This window comes from Amycolatopsis sp. NPDC000009 (genome assembly GCF_055563465.1).
Genome location: NZ_JBVHDI010000001.1, coordinates 269,744 through 289,444, shown reverse-complemented (window position 1 = coordinate 289,444; position 19,701 = coordinate 269,744). Strand labels below are relative to the sequence as shown.

Sequence of the window (19,701 nt, the reverse complement as noted above, 5' to 3'; positions counted from 1 at the left end):
ACTGGCGTCGTGAAGGACGATCGTCAGGTGGAAGCGCTCCTGCGGGAGCTGGCCCCGCAGGTCATCGGGTTGCTGGTGCGCAAGCACGGGCAGTTCGACGCCTGCGAGGACGCCGTCCAGGAAGCCCTGCTCGCGGCCGCGCAGCAATGGCCGGAGCAGGGCGTCCCGGACAGTCCGAAGTCCTGGCTCGCGACGGTCGCTTCGCGGCGGCTGGTGGACGAGTGGCGCAGCGAGAGCGCACGACGGCGGCGCGAGGAGAACGACGCGCTGATGGACCTCGCCGGTCCGTCCACTGTGGCCGATTCGGACGACACGCTCACCGTTCTTTTCCTGTGCTGCCACCCATCCCTGTCCCCGCCGTCGCAACTCGCGCTCACCCTGCGCGCTGTCGGCGGGCTGACCACGGGCGAGATCGCGACCGCTTTCCTGGTTCCGGAATCGACGCTGGCCCAGCGGATCAGCCGGGCGAAACAGACCATCAAGAAGGCGGGCGCCGAGTTCGTCCTGCCGCCCGCCGGGGAACTGGCCGGACGGCTTCGTGTCGTCCTCCAGGTTTTGTACCTGATCTTCAACGAGGGCTACACGACCAGCGGCGGCCCCGACCTGCACCGTGCGGATCTGACCGCCGAAGCGATCCGGTTGACCCGGTTGCTCCGGCGGCTGATGCCGGACGAGGACGAGGTCACCGGCCTGCTGGCGCTCATGCTGCTGACCGATGCCCGCCGCGCCGCCCGCGCCGGTGAGGACGGCTCGCTCGTCCCCCTCGCCGAGCAGGACCGTTCGCGCTGGAACGCGGAGATGATCGCCGAAGGGGTTTCGCTGGTGAGCGAGGCCTTGGCGGCGGGCCCGGTCGGGCCGTACCAGGTGCAGGCCGCGATCGCCGCCGTCCACTCCGAGGCGGCCACCGCGGCCGGCACGGACTGGCCCCAGATCCTCGCGCTCTACGACGTCCTCGAAAAGGTCTCGCCCGGTCCGGTCGTCACGCTCAACCGCGCCGTCGCGGTCGCCGAGGTCAACGGGCCGGAAGCGGGCCTCGAACTGCTGGCGACACTCGACGACGACAGCCGGATGAACCAGACGCACCGGCTCGACTCCGTCCGCGGGCACCTGCTGGAACTGGCCGGGGACACCGTCGCCGCGCGCGCGGCCTACCTCCGGGCCGCCGGCAGAACCGCGAGTGAACCCGAGAAGCGATACCTGGCACGGCGCGCGGAGCGGCTCACCTGAGCACCCCGAGGATCGTCTCGTGCGACTTCTCGTGGACGTAACCGGTGTAGACAGAGTGGATCCGGTGTTCGACGCCGTCGTAGCGGGTCACGGTCGCCTTGAGCGGGATGTCGCGTCGCTTCTCCACGTGTGAGATCTCCTCGTACGGCAACCAGACCGCGCCGGCCCGCGCGGCGACCGCGAACGGTGCCTGCGCCATCAGCGCGAGCAGTGCGTCCTTCCCGGAGCCGGCCCCGGCCTCCGGGTCGGGCGAGAAGATCAGGCCGCGTTCGGTGATGACCAGATGGCCGGGCCGGTCGTCGAACTTCACGCTCGCCAGCCCGCCGATCACCGGGGCCTCACCCGGTGACAGCCGCTCCGTCCCGCCGTTCGCGGCCGCCGGGTCGATACCCAGCCGCGCCAGTGCCGCACGGGCGCGCGCGGCGTGCTCGGGTTCGCCGATCAGCAGATCCTCGACGAGGTCGAAGTCCAGGAAAGAACCGTCGGCGAGGACGAAATCCGGTTCGTCGTCCCACCGGTGCACGAACCGCATCGTGCCCGCGTCCAACGCGGCCAGCACGACGGCGGCCGTGAGCCCGTCCTCCGGGACATCCGCTCCCGGCACCGTGAGCAGCGCTTCGAGGCTTCCACCCGGCTGCCCCGACGCCCGCGCGATGGCCCGGTACGCGGCCTCGGCGTCGACCTTCAGCCGCGCCAGTGCCACCTCACGCGGATACGTGTCCCAGGGGAGACGACGGCACTCACCGAAGTCGAACGACGCCTCCTCGAGCCGGGCGGCGGATCGGCCGGGGTCGGCGAGCAGGCCCAGTGCCGGACGATCGTCCACATCGGACCTTTCGGGTGCGGTGTCCAAGGCCCACAACCGTTCCGTCGTCGGCGGGTGGGTGTCCCAGCGCGAGGGGAGCCGGATCGGCTCGTCGACGGTGGCCAGCCGTTCGCGCCGTGCTTCGAGCATTCCGGCGAAGCCGCCGTAGACGTCGTCTGGGGCCATCCCGACGTCCGCGCCGGGTCCGACGTGGACGCTCAGATACCGCGTCCACTCCTCGCCGAGCCGCGCGTGCAGCCGCAACGCCGAATGCGCGGCGGACCTTCCGGCGATCCGGCCCATGACCTGGTCGGCCCCGTACTCACGACGGCGGCTCGCCACCCGCTGGGTGAGGACGAACAGCCGGGCGTAGCCGCGGAACAGCCACGCCAGCGGGTTGACCGTGCTTCGGGGAAAGCGGTCGAGCATCCGCGCGGCGGCGACGTGGGAGCGATAGCCGGTCACGCTGGTCCGGCCGTCGAGCTGCGCGTAGTGGGCGAACTCGTGTGCCAGCACGGCGCGCGCCTGTGCGCGGGTGAACGCTTGGAGCGTCGGAAGACCGATCGACAGGAACCGGCGACCGGGTTTCAGCCCGAACAGCCGCGCCTCTTCGACCACCGACGCCCCCGGCCCGGCGGTGAGCCACACCTGATCCGGCGGCCGGGTGCCGATCGTCTCCGCCAGTTCGGTGAGGGTCGCCCACAACCCGGGGGCGTCGTCGCGGTAGAGCGGAACCCCTTTCGGCACGAAGGGCACCGGGCGCATCGGCAGGAGCGCCACGACCCCGGCGCCGAACAGCAAGCCCAGGCCGAGCCCGGCGAGGATGAACAGCGGGACGTTGTCGATCCCGGCCAGCAGGAAGCCTCCGCCGAAGGCGAGCAGAAGGAAGACCAGCGTGTCCAAGGCGTAGAACCCCACCACCAGGAACACGACCTTGACCACACCGATCCGCATGGCGTGGAACCTACCCGCGTGTCACTCGTCGGCCTTCCTGGCCGTGGCCATGGCGCGCTCGGTCTCCCAGAACGCGCGCATCGACACGATCAGCCCGTCCTCGCGCACCCGGTAGACGAACACGCCGTCGGTGTCGACGCGGTAGCCACCGGGCAGGTACGTCGTGATGGTGCCGACGTTCGCGACCTCGTCACCGGCCGCGTGCGAATCGCGGATGGTGAACTGGAAGCGTTCGACGTTCGCGATCGTCTTGTCCCAGAAGGCGCTGATCCCGTCCTGTCCGTGGTGGCCCTTGCCCTCCTCGTCGAACATCGACGGGCCGATGGGGTCCTCGACGACGGCGTCCCCGGCGAAAAGCGCGAGCCAGGCGGCCTTGTCCCCGGCGGTGACGGCGGTCATCGAGCGGAAAGCGGCCCGGCGCGCGGGCGGCTGCTCGGTGGCCGGATCCCAGCAGACGTCGACACCCATGGTTCAGTCTCCGATCTTCGCGATGATCTCGTCGCCGAACTTCTTGATGGAATCCAGCTTCGGGCCGACTTCGGCGTCGAAACCGAGGCCGTCGAACACCCACGGCATGGTGATGATGTCGGTGACGCCGATGTCACCCTGTTCGCGGTAGCCGTCGAGACCGAACTTGTCGATGCAGACGGCCTGGTACTCGAAGGGATCGTCGGCGCGGCCCTGGTCGGCCAGCAGCCCTCGCAGCTTGGCGATCGTGTCGCGGAGATCGTCGAACTTCATCATCGCCGAAGACCAGCCGTCGGCGACTCGCGCGGCCCGGCGCAGCGCCACGTCGGTGTGCCCGCCGATGTAGAACGGCACCCGCGACGGCGGTGTCGGGCTCATGCGGAGCTTGTCGAAGTCGAAGAACTCGCCGTGGAACTCGACCATCCCGCCGTCGAGGATCAGGCGCAGCACCTCGATGGCCTCGTCCACGCGCTTGCCGCGCTTCTCGTACGGCGCGCCGCACCAGCGGAACTCCTCCGGCGACCAGCCGACGCCGAGCCCGAGCCCGAAGCGGCCGCCGGTCAGCGCCGCCACCGAGTTGACCTGGCGGGCTAGCAGGACCGGGTTACGGGAGCCCAGTTTGAGCACGGAGGTGTAGAAGGTGAGCCGTTCGGTGACCGCGCCCATCGACGCGGCCGCGACCAGCGGATCCGCCCAGGGCGTCTCCTCGGTCCAGAAGCGACTGCCGTCGGGCGTGTACGGATAGTCGGCCGAGACCGTTTCGGAATAGAACAGGGAATCCGGGAGCGCGATCGAGGAGAAACCCGCCTCTTCGGCGGCCCGGGCGAGCTCGCCCAGCTGATCGAGCGGGTTCATCGCGATCGACAGGGTGAACTTCATGGAGCCGAACTATAACGCGTTCTAGTTTCGCCCGCCAGTGCGCGCGGGGAACCCCCGGCGGGTCCCCCGCGTTGATCCGGGCAAAGGCCGAACGATTCCTGGAGTGAACCCATGGGCACCGCGATCTTCCTGATCGTGCTCCTCGCCGTCGTGGTCGGCGGCGGCATCTACTTCGCGAAATCCCAGGCGGCGGCCAAGAAGCGCCAGCTGGACGACGCGAAGGCGGACGCACGGCGCCTCGTCGAACGACTGGGCGGTCAGGTCATGAACCTCACCGGCACGGACACCGCCTCCCAGCAGGCGATGGCCGACGCGTCCGAACGCTTCACCGCGGCGGGCTCCCAGATGGAGCAGGCGCAGACGGTGGAACAGGCTCGCCTGGTGCGCGAGACCGCCATCGAAGGGCTCTACTACGTCCGTGCGGCGCGCCTCGCGATGGGCATGGACCCCGGTCCGGAACTGCCCGGCAGCGAAGAGCGCGATCGGGCGGGCAAGGTCACCGAGTACCGCTCGGTCGACGTCGAGGGCGAGCACTACGAGGCTTCGCCGGACCCGAGCCAGCGCACGCCGCACTACTACCCCGGTGGCCGTGTGGCGGGCCGTCCGGTGCCGCAGGGCTGGTACAGCGAGCCGTGGTGGAAGCCCGCGCTCGTCGCCGGTGCCTGGGGGCTCGGTTCGATGCTGCTGTTCAGCGCGATGTTCTCCGGTATGGCGGGGATCGCGAGCGCGTCGGCCTGGGAATCGGGCTATGACGCGGGCCAGGAGGACGCCGGCGCCGGTGATGCCGGCGGCGACGCGGGCGGAGACATGGGCGGGGACGCCGGTGGGTTCGACGGCGGCGGCTTCGATGGTGGCGGCTTCGACGGCGGAGGCTTCGACTTCTAGCCCTCTCCAAGCGCTGTGAAAGGTCCTTTCCTTGCGAAATCTGCAAGGAAAGGACCTTTCACAGCGTTCGGGGCCGGTTTCGGGCGCTTAGGCCACCCACGGCACGTTGCGAAAGCCACTTTCGCAACCTTCAGCGTTGCGAAAGTGGCTTTCGCAACGCTGACGAACGGGCGGCCGATCAGCCGCAGCCTGGTCCGGCCGCAGACGGGCGCGTCGAGAGGTGGTCAGGCGGGCTGGCAGGTCGGGCACCAGAAGAGGTTCCGCGCCGCCAGGTCGCTCCGCAGCACCGCCGTCCCGCATACGAGACAAGGCATCCCCTCGCGACGGTAGACGTAGACCTCGCCCCCGTGCCGGTCCTGCCGCGGCGCGCGACCGGTGACCTCGGGCAGATGCTCGGGCGCGACCGTGTCGATCCGTCCCACCCGGACACCGTGCCGCATGAGCGTCACGAGATCCGCCCACATGTCGTCCCACAGCCCGCGATCGAGCGCGCGGCCCGGGACGAGCGGGGCGACACCGTGCCGGAACAGCACCTCGGCGCGGTACACGTTGCCGACGCCCGCCAGCACCGACTGGTCCATCAGCAGTGCCGCGATCGACGTCTTCGACCGCGAGATCCGCTCCCAAGCCTGGTCCGGCTTCGCGTCGCGGCGCAGCGGATCCGGGCCGAGCCGCGCTTTGATCGCGTCGGCCTGGGGCGCGTCCAGGAGTTCGCACCGGGTCGGGCCGCGCAGATCGGCGAAATGGGTCGGACCGGCCAGCCGCATCCGCACCTGCCCCACCGGCTCCGGAGCGGGCAGCGGCACGTCGGAGAACGTGCCGTAGAGGCCGAGGTGGACGTGCACCGTCCCGTGTGGACCGTAGTCGTGGAACAGGTGCTTCCCGTACGCCTCGGCCTTCACCAGCACGCGGCCGTCCAAACGGGACGCTTCGGCGGCGAACCGTCCTTGCGGACTGCTCATTTCGACCGGGTGCCCGGCGAACCGGCGTTTGTGCAGACGTGCCAGGCGATGGAGCGTGTGCCCCTCGGGCATGTCAGTGCTCGGGCAGCGGCGGCGGCCAGCCGGTGTTCTCGTAGTCCAGGATCTGCTGGACGCGGCGGCCGTGGCGCTCGTCCGGGCTCGGCGGGGTCGCGAGGAACGCCTCGACGATCTCCGTGGCCTCTTCGGTGGTGTGCATCCGCGCGCCCACGCCGATCAGCTGGGCGTGGTTGTGCTCACGGGTGAGCTTCGCGGTCTCGACGCTCCACGCGAGACCGGCGCGAGCGCCCTTCACCTTGTTGGCCGCGATCTGCTCGCCGTTGCCGGAGCCGCCGACGACGATGCCGAGGCTGCCCTCGTCCGCGACGACACGGCGGGCCGCCTCGATGCAGAAAGCGGGGTAGTCGTCGGCCGCGTCGTAGACGAAGGGGCCGACGTCCTCGACGTCGTGGCCCTGCTCCTTGAGGTGGGCCACGAGGTGGTTCTTCAGTTCGAAACCGGCATGGTCGGAGCCAAGGTAAACACGCACAGCGCGGAGTCTGCCATCACGTTCCGGGGCGAGCATGCTGTGGGGGTGGACATCAGACTCGAATGGGGAAGCGAGGGCGTCGCCGCCTTGGGCGCGGACTGCGCCGTCCTCGTCATCGTCGATGTGCTTTCCTTCTGCACCACAACGGATCTCGTGCTGGGAAACGGTGGCCGCGTGTTACCGGTCCGCTGGCGCGACCACCGCGGTGAGGAGGCCGCGAAAGCGCGCGGCGCCATCCTCGCGTGTGAAAGCGAATGGACCTTGCGTCCTTCGTCTGTGACGCAAATCCCTTCCGGAACACTTCTGGCGCTCCCCTCACCCAATGGCGCCACGCTGTGCGACGCCGCCGCCACGACCGGTGCCCATGTGGTGGCGGGATGTCTGCGCAACGCGACCGCCGTCGCCGCCCGCGCGGCCGAGCTCGCGGACGGACGCCCGATCGGCGTCATCCCGGCCGGGGAACGCTGGGGCATCGGCATCCACACCGAAACCACCACGTTCGGACCGCTGAGGCCGTGCGTCGAAGACCAGCTCGGCGCGGGAGCGATCGTCGCGGCGCTGGACGGCTACGGCCGCCTGTCCGCCGAAGCCCGTCTCGCCGCCATCGCGGCGAAAGCGATCGACATCACCGAAGCACTGACAGAGTGTTCGTCAGGGCGTGAGCTCGCCTCGGCCGGGCACGCGAACGACGTGACACTCGCCGCGATGCGAGACACCAGCGGCACGGTTCCCGTGCTGCGCAACGGAATTCTGGAGGATTCGTGACTTGGCTCGAACTCGCGGACGGCGTGTACGCCCGCCGTTACGAGGAGCTGGACCTGACCGTGGGCCTCGTCGTGGGCGGTGAGCGCTGTCTGGTCGTCGACGTCCGCGGTGACGTCGAGCAGGGCGCCGAACTGGCCGCGGCGGTCCGGGAGATCACGCCGCTGCCGTGGTCGGTCGTCTACACCCACGCGCATTTCGACCACGCCTTCGGCACGACGGCGTTCCTGCCGTGCGACGTCTGGGCACACGAAGCGTGCCTCGCCGAGCTGACCACCTACGGCGAGGGCGCGCGGCGCAAGTGGATCCAGCACTACCTCGGCGAAAACCGGCCGGAGATGGCGGAGGCGCTGGAGCGCACCGAGATCACCCTGCCGGACAAGCCGGTCACCGGCACCGCCGAGATCGAGCTCGGCGGCCGCACCGCCGTGCTGCGGTTCCTCGGCCGGGCCCATACGGATCACGACCTGTTCGTGCACGTGCCCGACGCGGGCGTGCTCTACGCGGGCGACGCCGTCGAGAACGCCGAAGCCGGCTTCAGCGCCTTCTCCTTCAACGACGGCAGCTTCCTGGCCGAATGGCAGGGCGTGATGGACGCGATCCTCGCGCTGGAGCCGAAGATCATCGTCGCCGGCCACGGGGACCCCGTCGACACCGCCTTCATCGAGAAGCACCGCGATGGGCTGCGCGAACTCGTCTCACTCAAGGCCAGGATCGCGGCGGGGGACCTCACGACGGACGAAGCCGTCGCGAGGTCCCCCTACCCCGGCGATGTCACCAAGGCCGCCCTGGAAACCCCTTAGTCGAAGTTCAGCTCACCGGACCGGGTGCGCTTCAGCTCGAAGAAGTCCGGGTAGCTCGCCAGCGCGCGGGCGCCGTCGAAGACCTTGACGGCGTCCTCGCCACGCGGGATCGAGCTGAGCACCGGGCCGAAGAAGGCGACGCCGTCGATGTGGATGGTCGGGGTGCCGACGTCCATTCCGACCGGATTCATACCTTCGTAGTGACTCTTTTTGAGCGCTTCGTCGTACTCGGCCGACTCCGCGGCGTCGGCCAGCTCGGCCGGCGCGCCGATGGCTTCGAGGGTCTCCTTGATGACCTTCGGGATGTCCTTGTCGCCCTGGTTGTGGTGGCGCGTGCCGAACTCCGTGTAGAAGTCCCGCAGGGCCTCCTCGCCGTTCTTCTGCGCCAGCGCGGTGGCGACTCGGACGGGGCCCCAGCCGCGGCTCAGCAGCTCCTTGTACTGCTCAGGCAGGTCCTCGCGGCCGCTGTTGAGCTCGGACAGGCTCATGATCCGGAACCTCAGGTCGAGGTCGCGGTGCTTCTCCACCTCGAGGATCCAGCGCGAGCTGATCCAGGCGAAGGGGCAGATCGGGTCGAAGTAGAAGTCGACCTTGGTCTTCTCGGACGGGGCGGTCATCAGGTTCTCCCAGTGCCATCGTCTTGGGCGGGCCGGTACACACACAGGGTGCTACACAGCGAGCCAACATCGCGGCCGTCGGCGTTGTTCCCGTCGTCAGCACGGGCCCCGACATGATTGGATGCCTGTAGTTGGAAACCAAAACCGATACCGATGACCAGAGGTGCCAGTGCCCGCCCCCAACCTGACCCGAGACCAAGCCAAGCTGCGCGCGGAGCTGCTCGACGTCGAGTCCTACGACATCGAGCTGGATCTGACCGACGGCCGCGGCGGTCCCGGTGAGAAGACCTTCACGTCGAAGACGACGATCAAATTCGCGAGCGCCAGAAGCGGCGAAGCGTCGTGGGTCGACATCGTCGCCGAGGGGATCGAGTCCGCCGTCCTCAACGGGACGGAACTCGACGTCAGCGGGTATGTCGAGGACAAGGGCGTCGAGCTTCCCGCGCTCGCCGAGTCGAACGAGCTCGTCGTGGACGCGGTCTGCCGGTACATGAACACCGGCGAGGGCCTGCACCGGTTCGTCGACCCGGTCGACGACGGCGTCTACCTCTACACGCAGTTCGAGACCGCGGACGCGAAGCGGATGTTCGCCTGCTTCGACCAGCCCGACCTCAAGTCGGTCTACCGGCTCACCGTGCTCGCGCCGAAGGACTGGAAGGTCATTTCGAACGCGCTGGTCGAATCGACCGAGGAGACCCCGGAAGGGGCCGTCCGCACCGTGTTCAAGGTGTCCGAGCGGATCTCGACCTACCTGGTCGCGCTGATCGCGGGCCCGTACAGCGAGTGGCGCGACGAGTTCACCGACTCCCACCGCACGATCCCGCTGGGCATCTACTGCCGCGCCTCGCTCGCCGAGCATATGGACGCGGACAAGCTGTTCACCGAGACCAAGCAGGGTTTCGCCTTCTACCACGAGAAGTTCGCCACCCCGTACCCGTTCTCGAAGTACGACCAGCTGTTCGTGCCGGAGTTCAACGCGGGCGCGATGGAGAACGCCGGCGCGGTCACCTTCCTGGAGGACTACGTCTTCCGCAGCCGCGTCACCCGCTACGCCTACGAGCGCCGCGCCGAGACGCTGCTGCACGAGATGGCGCACATGTGGTTCGGCGACCTGGTCACCATGCGCTGGTGGGACGACCTGTGGCTGAACGAGTCGTTCGCGACCTTCGCGAGCGTGCTGGCCCAGGCCGAGGCCACCGAGTACAAGAACGCGTGGACCAGCTTCGCGAACATCGAGAAGTCGTGGGCGTACCGGCAGGACCAGCTGCCCTCGACGCACCCGATCGCGGCGGACATCGTCGACCTGCACGCGGTCGAGGTGAACTTCGACGGCATCACCTACGCCAAGGGCGCGAGCGTGCTCAAGCAGCTCGTCGCCTACGTCGGGCTGGAGCACTTCCTCGAAGGCCTCAAGGTCTACTTCGGCAAGCACGCCTGGGGCAACGCGACCCTGGCGGACCTGCTGGGCGCGCTGGAAGAGGCCTCGGGCCGCGACCTGTCGTGGTGGAGCGCGCAGTGGCTGGAGACCACCGGTCTCAACTCGCTGAGCCCGCGTTACGAGGTCGGCGCCGACGGCACGTACACCGCGTTCGCCGTCACCCAGACCGGTGCCAAGCCGGGCGCCGGTGAGCTGCGCACGCACCGCGTCGCGGTCGGCGTCTACGACGAGGACGAGAACGGCAAGATCGTCCGCAAGCACCGCGTCGAGCTCGACGTGGACGGCGAGCGCACCGAGGTGCCGGCGCTGGTCGGTCTGCCGGCTGGCAAGCTCGTGCTGGTCAACGACGACGACCTGACCTACTGCACGATGCGGCTCGACCCGGCGTCGCTGACCACGTTGATCGACCGCATCGCCGACATCACCGAACCGCTGCCCCGCACGCTGTGCTGGTCGGCGGCGTGGGAGATGACGCGCGAGGCCGAGCTCAAGGCGCGCGACTTCGTCACCCTGGTCCAGCGCGGCGTGCACACCGAGACCGAGGTCGGCGTGGTGCAGCGGCTGCTCCTGCAGGCGCAGACGGCGCTGAACTCGTACGCGAAGCCGGAGTGGGCGGCGGACAAGGGCTGGCCGGAGTTCTCCGCCCGGCTCTTGGAGCTGGCGCAGGGCGCCGAGGCCGGTTCCGACCACCAGCTGGCGTTCGTGAACTCGCTCGCCGGTTGCGTGCTCGACGACAAGACGCTGCAGATCATCGCCGGCTGGCTCGACGGCACCGCGCCGCTGGAAGGTCTCACCGTCGACACCGACCTGCGCTGGCGCCTGCTGCACGCGCTGGTCGCGCACGGCAAGGCGGAGAACCCGGAGATCGACGCGGAACTCGCCAAGGACGACACCGCCGCCGGACGGCGCCAGGCGGAGCGCTCGCGGGCGCTGCGGCCGACCGCCGAAGCGAAGGCCGACGCGTGGCAGCGGGCGGTGTACGACGACGAGCTGCCCAACGCGGTCAGCGACTCGCTCATCACCGGCTTCTCCCACCCGGGCCAGAAGCACCTGCTCGGCGGCTACGTGACGCGCTACTTCGAGGTCATCGACGAGGTGTGGCAGCGGCGCTCCAGCGAGCGGGCGCAGCCGACCGTGGTCGGGCTGTACCCGTCGTGGGCCGTCGAGCCGTCGACGGTGGAGGCGTCGGACGAGTGGCTGGCCGGGGAGCACCCGGCGGCGCTGCGCCGTCTCGTGTCGGAAGGCCGGGCCGGGATCGTGCGGGCGCTGGCCGCCCGTGAGTTCGACTCCCAGGCCGGGGTCTAGTCCCGTAACGCCGTGAAGGCCTCCTTCCCTACTCTCAAGGTAGGGAAGGAGGCCTTCACGGCGTAAAGCGTCAGTGCTGCGGAGCGCCCGCCTGGTCGCTCAGCATGCGGAGGGCGTTCACGAGACCGCCGATGAGGTCGCCCTCCTTGAAGGAGGCGACCATGCTGGCCACGGCGAGCTTCGCGCCGCGGTCGGGCAGGCGGTGCCGGGCCATCGAGCCCGTCACGATCTCGATGACGCGCTGCCCGGGCGACACGGCGATGACGACACCGTCGGCCGGGTTGTCGGTCGAGGCCAGCAGGCCCTCGGCGGTGACGCGGGTGTCCTCGCCGAGGTCGCCGAGGTACACGCTGAAGTCCAGGCCGGTCTCGCGGCTGGCCAGCGTCAGCGCCTCGTCCAGCCGGGCAAGCTGCTGGGTGGTGAATGGGCTGTTCGGACCAGCCGGTTCGTACATCTTGGCGGCGGAAATCCGGCCGCTGGAAGTAACGGCGGCGCCGTAACCGGGCTCTTCGTCAACAGCGGTGGACGAATGGGTCAGTTCACCAGTTGCCACGAGCGCCTCCCGTCACCGAAGCTCCGTCCGCCGCACCGACGGCGGTCGCGCCGCCCGCGTGCGAATGCCTGGCGCCGACCCCGTCGGGGTTGGCGCTCCACCACATGGCCGGGTACTCCCACGGCTGCCCCGGCCGGTACCGGGCGACGCCCGCGCCCTTCGACCGCAGCGTGGCCACCCCGCACAGCGCGTAGATGACCAAGGGGATCACCGCGAAGACCAGGATCGTCTCGACAAGGTTCACGCGCGTGAGCGTATCCGACCCGGATCGCCGTCGCGCGGCCGCACTCGCTCGCACGGCCGTGCGCCGCGACACCTACCGCTCGTCGTCCGGAGGGGTCCGTCCGCCGCTTGCCGCGAAAGCGCTCCCACGTTGGGCCGAAGCCCGCAAGGCCGAAAGGTTGCAACTCAACGTACGGGCGGCCGCACCCGGCGCTGTCGCCTTGTCGCGGCCTTGAAATCCTCGTAGCTTTTTCACCTGTACGGGCCTTGCGCCCAGCTCCCCCACCCCAGCAGGTAACGCACCGGTCGCAGGAGGACATGTCATGCAGAGCACCCAGACACCCGGCCAGGCGATCATCGACGACATTTCGTCACTCTTCGAAATTGGATTCGTCCCCGGTACGCGTGTGACGGCGGGCACACGGGTTACGCGCGGTACTCGTGTCACTCGCGGTACGCGGGTCACCGCCGGCACCCGCGTCACCCGTGGAACGCGCGTCACCCGGGGCACCCGTGTCACCGCCGGCACTCGGGTCACCCGCGGAACGCGCGTCACTCGCGGCACCCGCGTGACGGCCGGAACCCGCGTCACCTGCGGCACCCGGGTCACCCGAGGAACTCGCGTCACCCGTGGCACCCGTGTCACCTGCCAGAGCGACTTCTCCCTCGCCGCCTGAGTCCGGGCACGACCGGCTGTAGGGGACGGCGTACTCGTAACGAGCTCCACCACGGCATCATCGGCTCGCCCCGGCCGCCGAAAGGCAGCCGGGGCGCCGACGTGTCCTGGAACCGGTCAGGCCGCGGTGCCCAGGTACGGCCGCCACAACGGGTCGGCCTCCTTCGAATGCGCGAGCAGCCGCCAGTGCGGCCCGTGCGGGGCCCTCGGCACGACGCGCAGACGCCAGCCGATCTCGGAAAGCAGCTTGTCCGCCTTCCGGTGGTTGCACTTGGCGCAACAGGCGACACAGTTCGTCCAGCTGTGGGGACCACCACGACTGCGCGGTACGACGTGGTCGATCGTCTCGGCCCGCCCTCCGCAGTAGGCGCAGCGGTACCGGTCGCGGTGCATCAGCCCGGCCCGGGTCAGCGGCACCTGCGCGCGGTAGGGCACGCGCACGTAGGTGCTCAGCCGGATCACCGAAGGCACGGGCAGCGAGACCGTGGCGGCGTGCAGTTCGAGCCCCGCCGGGTCTCCGTGCACCACCTCGGCCTTGCCGCACATCACGAGGACCACCGCGCGCCGCAACGGCAGCGCCGTGAGCGGCTCGAACGTGGCGTTCAACAGCAATACCCGTCTGCGGCCCCATGACGACCCCGTGGTCGTAGTGGGTACCGCCGTGGTCGACGGGTCCCGCCCTCTACGCTGTCCGGGCGGGCGGGCAACACCCCCTGGCCGCGTTCCCGGCCCGCCCGGTGGAGCCCCGTGCGAGGGGGCACCTCCCGGATGGGCGCGCAACACGACCTCCGGCGCCTGTCCGGCCACGGCTTGGCTCGGGACGCCGAGGGGGATGGGTTGTCGGTCTGGCACTCGACCACCTCCACCGGTGCAGGCATAGTCGACCACAGATCAGCCCCAAAGTGCACGTGTGTTACTGGACGTGTCACATGCGCGCGACCCGGCGGCCACATGAAGTTGGGTGTTTCGCATCCGCCGGGGACCAGCGGCGTGACCGATCCCCGTCGAGTACGAAAGGACATTTCCTCTCCGTGAACCTGCTGCCCACCGAACCCCCGGCCTGCACACGCGAGGCCGGCAGCCTGTGCTATCAGGTGTTCCAGGTCACAAAGAACGAATGGCTCTCCGCCTCCGCGGGCTGGCTTCTGACCAAGCCGCTCAGGATCCTGATGATCGTCGCGGTGGCGTTCCTGCTGCGATACCTCGTACGACGCCTGATCAACCGCGTGACGCGGATGCCGGGCGGCTCGTCGAAGCTGCCCACCCTGTTGAGACCGCTGCGGGAGCGGGCTCCCGAAGTGCTCGGGTCGGCGGTGATGGAACGGCGCCGTCAGCGCGCCGCCACGATCGGCTCGGTGCTCAAGTCGATGGCGACGTTCCTGATCTACGGCCTCGCGTTCATCCTGGTGCTGGGCGAACTGGGCATCGACCTCGCGCCGATCATCGCTTCGGCGGGCATCGTCGGCGTGGCGCTCGGGTTCGGCGCGCAGAACCTGGTCAAGGACTTCCTGTCCGGCATGTTCATGATGATCGAGGACCAGTACGGCGTCGGTGACGTCGTCGACGTCGGCGAGGCGTCCGGCACCGTCGAGGCCGTGGGCCTCCGGATCACCACCTTGCGTGACATCAACGGCACCGTCTGGTACGTCCGCAACGGCGAGGTGCTGCGGGTCGGCAACTCGAGCCAGGGCTTCGCGGTGGCCGTCGTCGACGTCCCGCTCAGCTACTCCGCCGACGTCGAGAAGGCCACCGAGCTGATGGCCGAGAAGGCGAAGACGCTCCTGGAGAGCGAAGGGCTCGCACCGAACGTGCTGGAGCCGCCGGAGATGCTCGGTGTGGAGACCGTCACCCCCGAAGGCATCAAGGTCCGCCTGACGGTGAAGGTCCGGCCGGGTAAGCAGTGGTCCGTGCAGCGCGCGCTGCGGGCGCACCTGCTCGCCGCGCTCGACGAAGCCGGCTTCGAGCCACCTCTGGGGCGCTTTTTGTCGTCCGGCCCCGCGGCCCAGTAGGACAAGGGCAGAATGGAGCTGTGTCCGTGACCGAACCTGACCCCACCACCCTGTACGAAGCGATCGGCGGTGAACCGGTCTTCACCCGGATCGTCGCGCGGTTCTACGCCGAAGTGGCGGTCGACGAGGTGCTTCGCCCGCTGTACCCCGAGGAGGACCTCGGGCCTGCCGAGGAGCGCTTCCGGCTGTTCCTCATGCAGTACTGGGGCGGCCCGCACACCTACTCGGACCAGCGCGGGCACCCGCGGCTGCGGATGCGGCACGCGCCGTTCAAGATCGGCCCGATCGAACGCGACGCCTGGCTGCGCTGCATCAAGATCGCGGTCGACGAGGAGAACATCGAGGAGCCCTACCGAGGGCAGCTGTGGGCGTACCTGGAGATGGCCGCCAACAGCATGATGAACAGCTTCGTGTGATGGAACGCGACGTGGCTTGGTGGGCCCAGGCGGTCTTCTACCAGGTCTACGTACGCTCGTTCGCCGATTCGGACGGGGACGGCGTCGGTGACCTCGAAGGCATCCGCGGCAAGCTCGGGTACCTGGAGCTGCTCGGGGTCGACGCGCTGTGGCTGACGCCGTTCTACCGCTCCCCCATGGCCGACCACGGCTACGACATCGCCGACCCGCGCGACGTCGACCCGATGTTCGGCACCCTCGGCGATTTCGACGTCCTGCTGACCGAGGCGCACAAACGCGGCATCAAGGTCACCATCGACGTCGTCGGAAACCACACCAGCAACACCCACGCCTGGTTCAAATCGGCGATGGCGGCGCCGCCGGGCAGCCCGGAACGGGATCGCTACATCTTCCGTGACGGGCTCGGCCCGCGCGGCGACCAGCCGCCGAACAACTGGGTCAGCGCGTTCGGCGGCCCCGCCTGGACGCGGGTCCCGGACGGCCAGTGGTACCTGCACCTGTTCTCACCGCAGCAGCCGGACCTGAACTGGACCAACCACGAGGTCGCCGCCGATCTGGAGCGGACCCTGCGGTTCTGGCTGGACCACGGGGTGGACGGTTTCCGCGTCGACGTCGCGCACGGGATGGCGAAACCGCCGGGTCTCCCGGACATGGACCCGCGGGTGAACCCGCTCGGGCCGAGCGAGTTCTACGATCCGCGGTTCGACAACGACCGCGTCCACGAGATCCACCAGATGATCCGCAAGGTGCTCGACGAGTACCCGGGCACGATGGCCGTCGGCGAGATCTGGGTGACCGACGAGGAGCGGCTCGCGCGCTACCTCCGGCCGGACGAGCTTCATCTGGCCTTCAACTTCCGGCTCGTGCTCACGCATTTCGACGCCGACGCGCTGCGCACGGCCATCGAGCGGTCCTTGGCGGTGCCGAAATCCGCCGGGGCGCCCGCCACCTGGACGTTGAGCAACCACGACGTCTGGCGGCAGGTCAGCCGGTACGGCGACGGTGAACGCGGCGTCCGGCGCGCGCGGGCGATGGCGCTCGTCGAGCTCGCGCTGCCCGGGGCGGTCTATCTGTACAACGGCGAAGAACTGGGGCTGGGCAACGTCGACATCCCGCCCGACGCGGTCGCGGACCCGCGGGCCAAGACCTCCGGCGCCGAGTTCGGCCGGGACGCGTCGCGGGTGCCGCTGCCGTGGGAAGGCGATCTGCCGCCGTTCGGTTTCTCGCGCAATCCGCGCACGTGGCTGCCGATGCCCGCTTCGTGGGCTTCGGTGACCGTGGAAGCGCAGCTGGAGGATCCGGCGTCGACGCTGTCGCTGTACCGGCGGGCGATCGAGATCCGTAAGTCGCACCAGGCCTTCCGCGGCGAAGACCTCGAGTGGTACGGCGCGCCCGCGGGGTGTTTCGCGTTCCGGCGGCGCGGCGGCGGGCTGGTGTGCGCGCTGAACACGTCGGCGAGCCCGATCGCGCTGCCGCCCGGCGAGGTGCTGCTGTCGAGCGTGCCGTTGGTGAACGGGAAACTGCCGCCGGACGCGGCCGCCTGGCTCGTCTGAGCCAGGCGGCCGCTACCGGACTACTTGTTGAAGCCCGGGTGCAGCTTGTACTGCGTCTGGGCGTTGAACTCGTTCTGCCGGACGAGCTTCGCCGGGAAGGTCCGCCAGTCGCTGAGGCTCAGGACGTCCAGGCCCTTCACGATGTCGGACGAGTAGATGTGGCCGTTGTACCAGTACGCCGACCACGTCCCACCGCCGACGAGCTTCTCGTTCGAGAGCGGGCCACGCTCCCAGAACGCGATCTCCTTCGGGTTCTTCGCGTCGGTGAAGTCCCACACCGAGACGCCGCCCTGGTACCAGGACTGGACCATGATGTCCTTGCCCGGCACCGGGATCAGCGATCCGTTGTGCGCCACGCAGTTCTCGGTCTCGGACTGGAGACGCGGGATCTTGTAGTAGCTGACGAACTCCAGCTTGCGGTCGTCGCCGCGGCCGGTGATCTGGTAGATGCCGTTGGCGCCGCGGGTGGAGCCGAACTTCTCCAGGCAGGTCGCCATCCCGCCGCCGCCGAGCTCGTCGGTGAAGACGATCTTGGTGGCGTCGTTGTTGAAGGTGGCGCTGTGCCAGAACGCGAAGTTCACGTTGTCCTGCACGCGGTTGATGACCCGCGGCTTGAGCCGGTCGGAGATGTCGAGCAGGACGCCGTCACCCATGCAGGCACCGGCCATCAGGTCCTTCTCCGGCAGCGCCGTCAGGTCGTGGCAGCCGGTGGTCGGCGACCGGCGGGTGCCGTCGGGGTTGGTGCCGCCGGGGTTGCCGCCGCCTTCGGTGGCCGGGAACAGCACCGGGGTCGCGACGAGCGCGGCCTTCGCCGGGTCCTTCACGGGAACCTTGATGATCGACAGCTTGTCGTGCGGCGGCTGGCAATCGGGCAGGTTGGCCGCCGGCGCGTACGACGAGACGTAGATGTAGACGTCCTTGCCGCGCTTGTCCGGCACCAGGGTGTTGGTGTGCGAACCGCAGTCCGTCTCGATCGCCGCGACGTACTTGGGCGCCGCGAGGTTCGAGATGTCGAAGATCTTGATGCCCTCCCACGACGTCTTGTCCGAGGCGGGCTTCGAGACGCTGGTGCACGAGTTGTCACTGCGCGACGAGTCGGTCGACAGGAAGAGCAGGTCACCGGAGATCGACACGTCGTTCTGTCCGCCGGGGCACAGGACCTGGCTGACGATCTTCGGGCGGTACGGGTTGCGGACGTCGAAGACGTTGAACCCGTCGTAGGTGCCGACGATCGCGTGACCCTTCGTGAACGCGATGTCGGTGCCGGTCGAGTCCTTGGTGAACGGTCCCTGCTGCGGGACGTTCGCGATCGACCGGAGGTTGGGGCTGTGGACGATCTCGTCCACGCCCGGGATCGCGGTCGCCGACGGTTCGGCGATGACGGCCGGCGCGGCGAGCGCGCTGGAGGCCCCGAGGGCGGCGACTGCGGCCGCCGACACAAAGCCCCTGGTCAAGCGGCGTTTCAGCCCAGGCTGCAGCACGATATGGCTCTCCTTCCACCCAGCTTTACGCGAACCTTAATCCTTATTTAGGCTCAACAGATACCGACCAACGGAGGAACTCCCGGGATGAGAAAAAGTTTGACATCGGCCCTGGTCGCCGCTGCTTTCGTGGTCTCGGGCTGCACCGGCGACGAAACCCCGGCGCAACCGGCCCAAAGTGCTCCGGTGATCGTGCCGGGGAAGCCCGGAGAGCAGGCCGGCACCGGTTCCCCCGCCCCCGTGAACCGCGATCAGCCCAACGAGGCCGACGTCGAGTACATGACGATGATGATCCCCCACCACCAGCAGGCGAAGGTGATGACCGACCTGGTGCCGGGCAAGACGGCGAACGAGCAGATCCGGGCGATCGCCGGGCGGATCTCGGTCGCGCAGGACGGCGAGATCACGATGATGAAGACGTGGCTGTCCGACCGCGGCAAGCCGGTGCCGGGCGAAGGGCACGCGGGCCACGGCGGCGGGCACGATCACGCGCTCATGCCGGGCATGGCGACCGAGGCCCAGCTGGCGGACCTGCGCGCGGCGAACGGGGTGGCGTTCGAAAAGCTGTTCCTCGACCTGATGATCGCGCACCACCAGGGCGCGCTGACCATGGCCGAAGCCCAGCTCGGCAAGGGTGTGGAGATCAAGGCGCAGGAAATGGCGCAGGAGGTCATCACCGGCCAGTCCGCCGAGATCGAGCGGATGAAGACCATGCGCTCGAAGCTCTGATCCCTCGCGTTTCGTCCTCTGGATGCGGTAGTTCGTAACGCCAACTACCGCATCCAGAGGACGAAATGCGGGAGTCAGGCGTCGCCGGAGGAGCCCATGTCGAAGCCGGAGTCGCCGGAATCGTCGAGTGTGCCCGAGACGATCCAGGTCGCCAGCGCGGCGGCCTGGACGTAGGGCGCCGCCTTCGCCGCGGCCCGGCCGGCGCTCTTGGCGCGACCCCATTTCTCCGGGCGTTCGGCGCGTTCCGGCGCCTCCTCACCCGGCGGGCGCTCCGTCCGCCACGGGGTCTCCTCCGGCCGGATCTCGGCGAGGAAATCCGCCGTCGGGTCTTCCCCGTCCTTGTCGCTCATGGAGACAGCATGACGCCGCGGGCGGCCGGAAGCCACCCGCGGCGTCGAGCGGTAAGAAAC

At 69.2% G+C, this 19,701-nt stretch carries 20 protein-coding genes; 9 read left to right on the top strand and 11 right to left on the bottom strand.

Translation table 11 applies throughout. The features are described from left to right. Positions 1–9: 9 nt before the first annotated feature. Positions 10–1,227 carry an RNA polymerase sigma factor gene (locus tag ACZ3HL_RS01535; protein ID WP_465528086.1) on the top strand — a complete coding sequence of 406 codons (1,218 nt, stop codon included), beginning with the start codon at positions 10–12 and terminating at the stop codon, positions 1,225–1,227. On the opposite strand, the gene ACZ3HL_RS01530 is transcribed toward ACZ3HL_RS01535, so the two are convergent. The 3 genes from ACZ3HL_RS01530 to ACZ3HL_RS01520 are packed head-to-tail and all read right to left on the bottom strand — an operon-like array spanning position 1,220 to position 4,333. Continuing rightward, positions 1,220–2,986, bottom strand: coding sequence for a M48 family metallopeptidase (locus ACZ3HL_RS01530; RefSeq protein WP_465528084.1), 1,767 nt, complete (start codon positions 2,984–2,986; stop codon positions 1,220–1,222). The two genes, ACZ3HL_RS01535 and ACZ3HL_RS01530, sit on opposite strands and share 8 nt — an antisense overlap. Positions 2,987–3,007: 21 nt before the next feature. Continuing rightward, on the bottom strand, positions 3,008–3,454 hold the full coding sequence (locus tag ACZ3HL_RS01525; protein ID WP_465416512.1) for a nuclear transport factor 2 family protein: 447 nt from the start codon (positions 3,452–3,454) through the stop codon (positions 3,008–3,010). 3 nt (positions 3,455–3,457) lie between these two features. After that, a complete protein-coding gene (locus ACZ3HL_RS01520) occupies positions 3,458–4,333 on the bottom strand; it encodes a TIGR03619 family F420-dependent LLM class oxidoreductase (RefSeq protein ID WP_257488385.1) in 876 nt (291 codons plus the stop codon). Between the two features lie 111 nt (positions 4,334–4,444). Here ACZ3HL_RS01520 and ACZ3HL_RS01515 point away from each other — a divergent pair, with 111 nt between their 5' ends. After that, positions 4,445–5,218, top strand: coding sequence for a hypothetical protein (locus ACZ3HL_RS01515; RefSeq protein ID WP_465416516.1), 774 nt, complete (start codon positions 4,445–4,447; stop codon positions 5,216–5,218). 224 nt (positions 5,219–5,442) lie between these two features. Here the strand turns inward: ACZ3HL_RS01515 and ACZ3HL_RS01510 are convergent, their stop codons facing one another. Both ACZ3HL_RS01510 and ACZ3HL_RS01505 read right to left on the bottom strand, forming a co-directional pair. After that, positions 5,443–6,252, bottom strand: coding sequence for an Fpg/Nei family DNA glycosylase (locus tag ACZ3HL_RS01510; protein WP_465416518.1), 810 nt, complete (start codon positions 6,250–6,252; stop codon positions 5,443–5,445). 1 nt (position 6,253) lies between these two features. Further along, positions 6,254–6,727 carry a ribose-5-phosphate isomerase gene (locus tag ACZ3HL_RS01505; RefSeq protein ID WP_007034718.1) on the bottom strand — a complete coding sequence of 158 codons (474 nt, stop codon included), beginning with the start codon at positions 6,725–6,727 and terminating at the stop codon, positions 6,254–6,256. Between the two features lie 45 nt (positions 6,728–6,772). Here ACZ3HL_RS01505 and ACZ3HL_RS01500 point away from each other — a divergent pair, with 45 nt between their 5' ends. Together ACZ3HL_RS01500 and ACZ3HL_RS01495 are read left to right on the top strand one after the other, a co-directional pair. After that, positions 6,773–7,492, top strand: coding sequence for a 2-phosphosulfolactate phosphatase (locus ACZ3HL_RS01500; protein ID WP_465528082.1), 720 nt, complete (start codon positions 6,773–6,775; stop codon positions 7,490–7,492). Further along, positions 7,489–8,292 carry an MBL fold metallo-hydrolase gene (locus ACZ3HL_RS01495; protein ID WP_465528080.1) on the top strand — a complete coding sequence of 268 codons (804 nt, stop codon included), beginning with the start codon at positions 7,489–7,491 and terminating at the stop codon, positions 8,290–8,292. The genes ACZ3HL_RS01500 and ACZ3HL_RS01495 overlap by 4 nt, the downstream gene beginning before the upstream one ends. Here the strand turns inward: ACZ3HL_RS01495 and ACZ3HL_RS01490 are convergent. After that, positions 8,289–8,909 carry a mycothiol-dependent nitroreductase Rv2466c family protein gene (locus ACZ3HL_RS01490; protein WP_465416527.1) on the bottom strand — a complete coding sequence of 207 codons (621 nt, stop codon included), beginning with the start codon at positions 8,907–8,909 and terminating at the stop codon, positions 8,289–8,291. The genes ACZ3HL_RS01495 and ACZ3HL_RS01490 overlap by 4 nt on opposite strands. A 169-nt stretch (positions 8,910–9,078) precedes the next feature. Between ACZ3HL_RS01490 and pepN the strand changes: the two genes are divergently transcribed. Then, positions 9,079–11,652, top strand: a complete 2,574-nt coding sequence (pepN, locus tag ACZ3HL_RS01485; RefSeq protein ID WP_465416529.1) for an aminopeptidase N — start codon at positions 9,079–9,081, stop codon at positions 11,650–11,652. 70 nt (positions 11,653–11,722) lie between these two features. On the opposite strand, the gene ACZ3HL_RS01480 is transcribed toward pepN, so the two are convergent. From ACZ3HL_RS01480 to ACZ3HL_RS01470, 3 genes are all read right to left on the bottom strand, one after another. Continuing rightward, positions 11,723–12,205, bottom strand: coding sequence for a DUF5130 family protein (locus ACZ3HL_RS01480; RefSeq protein ID WP_465416531.1), 483 nt, complete (start codon positions 12,203–12,205; stop codon positions 11,723–11,725). Then, positions 12,192–12,449 carry an aa3-type cytochrome oxidase subunit CtaJ gene (gene ctaJ, locus ACZ3HL_RS01475; protein ID WP_034313897.1) on the bottom strand — a complete coding sequence of 86 codons (258 nt, stop codon included), beginning with the start codon at positions 12,447–12,449 and terminating at the stop codon, positions 12,192–12,194. The genes ACZ3HL_RS01480 and ctaJ overlap by 14 nt, the downstream gene beginning before the upstream one ends. A 771-nt stretch (positions 12,450–13,220) precedes the next feature. Beyond that, the gene (locus ACZ3HL_RS01470; protein WP_007034711.1) at positions 13,221–13,715 is read right to left on the bottom strand and encodes an HNH endonuclease; all 495 of its coding nucleotides are present in this window, start codon (positions 13,713–13,715) and stop codon (positions 13,221–13,223) included. A 419-nt stretch (positions 13,716–14,134) separates the two neighbouring features. Between ACZ3HL_RS01470 and ACZ3HL_RS01465 the strand changes: the two genes are divergently transcribed. From ACZ3HL_RS01465 to ACZ3HL_RS01455, 3 genes are read left to right on the top strand one after another with little or no spacing between them, the layout of a single operon-like run. After that, positions 14,135–15,112 carry a mechanosensitive ion channel family protein gene (locus ACZ3HL_RS01465; protein WP_465528078.1) on the top strand — a complete coding sequence of 326 codons (978 nt, stop codon included), beginning with the start codon at positions 14,135–14,137 and terminating at the stop codon, positions 15,110–15,112. A 20-nt stretch (positions 15,113–15,132) separates the two neighbouring features. Next, positions 15,133–15,528, top strand: coding sequence for a globin (locus ACZ3HL_RS01460; protein ID WP_038517366.1), 396 nt, complete (start codon positions 15,133–15,135; stop codon positions 15,526–15,528). Continuing rightward, positions 15,528–17,081: a glycoside hydrolase family 13 protein gene (locus ACZ3HL_RS01455; RefSeq protein WP_465416536.1), complete on the top strand. Its 1,554-nt coding sequence runs from the start codon at positions 15,528–15,530 to the stop codon at positions 17,079–17,081. The genes ACZ3HL_RS01460 and ACZ3HL_RS01455 overlap by 1 nt, the downstream gene beginning before the upstream one ends. Positions 17,082–17,101: 20 nt before the next feature. Here ACZ3HL_RS01455 and ACZ3HL_RS01450 read toward each other — a convergent pair whose 3' ends face one another. Continuing rightward, complete coding sequence (locus tag ACZ3HL_RS01450) at positions 17,102–18,562, bottom strand: LVIVD repeat-containing protein (protein ID WP_465528077.1); 1,461 nt, start codon at positions 18,560–18,562, stop codon at positions 17,102–17,104. A gap of 87 nt (positions 18,563–18,649) precedes the next feature. Between ACZ3HL_RS01450 and ACZ3HL_RS01445 the strand changes: the two genes are divergently transcribed. After that, positions 18,650–19,291 (top strand): DUF305 domain-containing protein, encoded by a 642-nt coding sequence (locus ACZ3HL_RS01445; protein WP_465416540.1) that lies wholly within the window; start codon positions 18,650–18,652, stop codon positions 19,289–19,291. A 74-nt stretch (positions 19,292–19,365) separates the two neighbouring features. On the opposite strand, the gene ACZ3HL_RS01440 is transcribed toward ACZ3HL_RS01445, so the two are convergent. Then, positions 19,366–19,641, bottom strand: coding sequence for a hypothetical protein (locus ACZ3HL_RS01440; protein WP_465416542.1), 276 nt, complete (start codon positions 19,639–19,641; stop codon positions 19,366–19,368). Positions 19,642–19,701 lie beyond the last annotated feature (60 nt).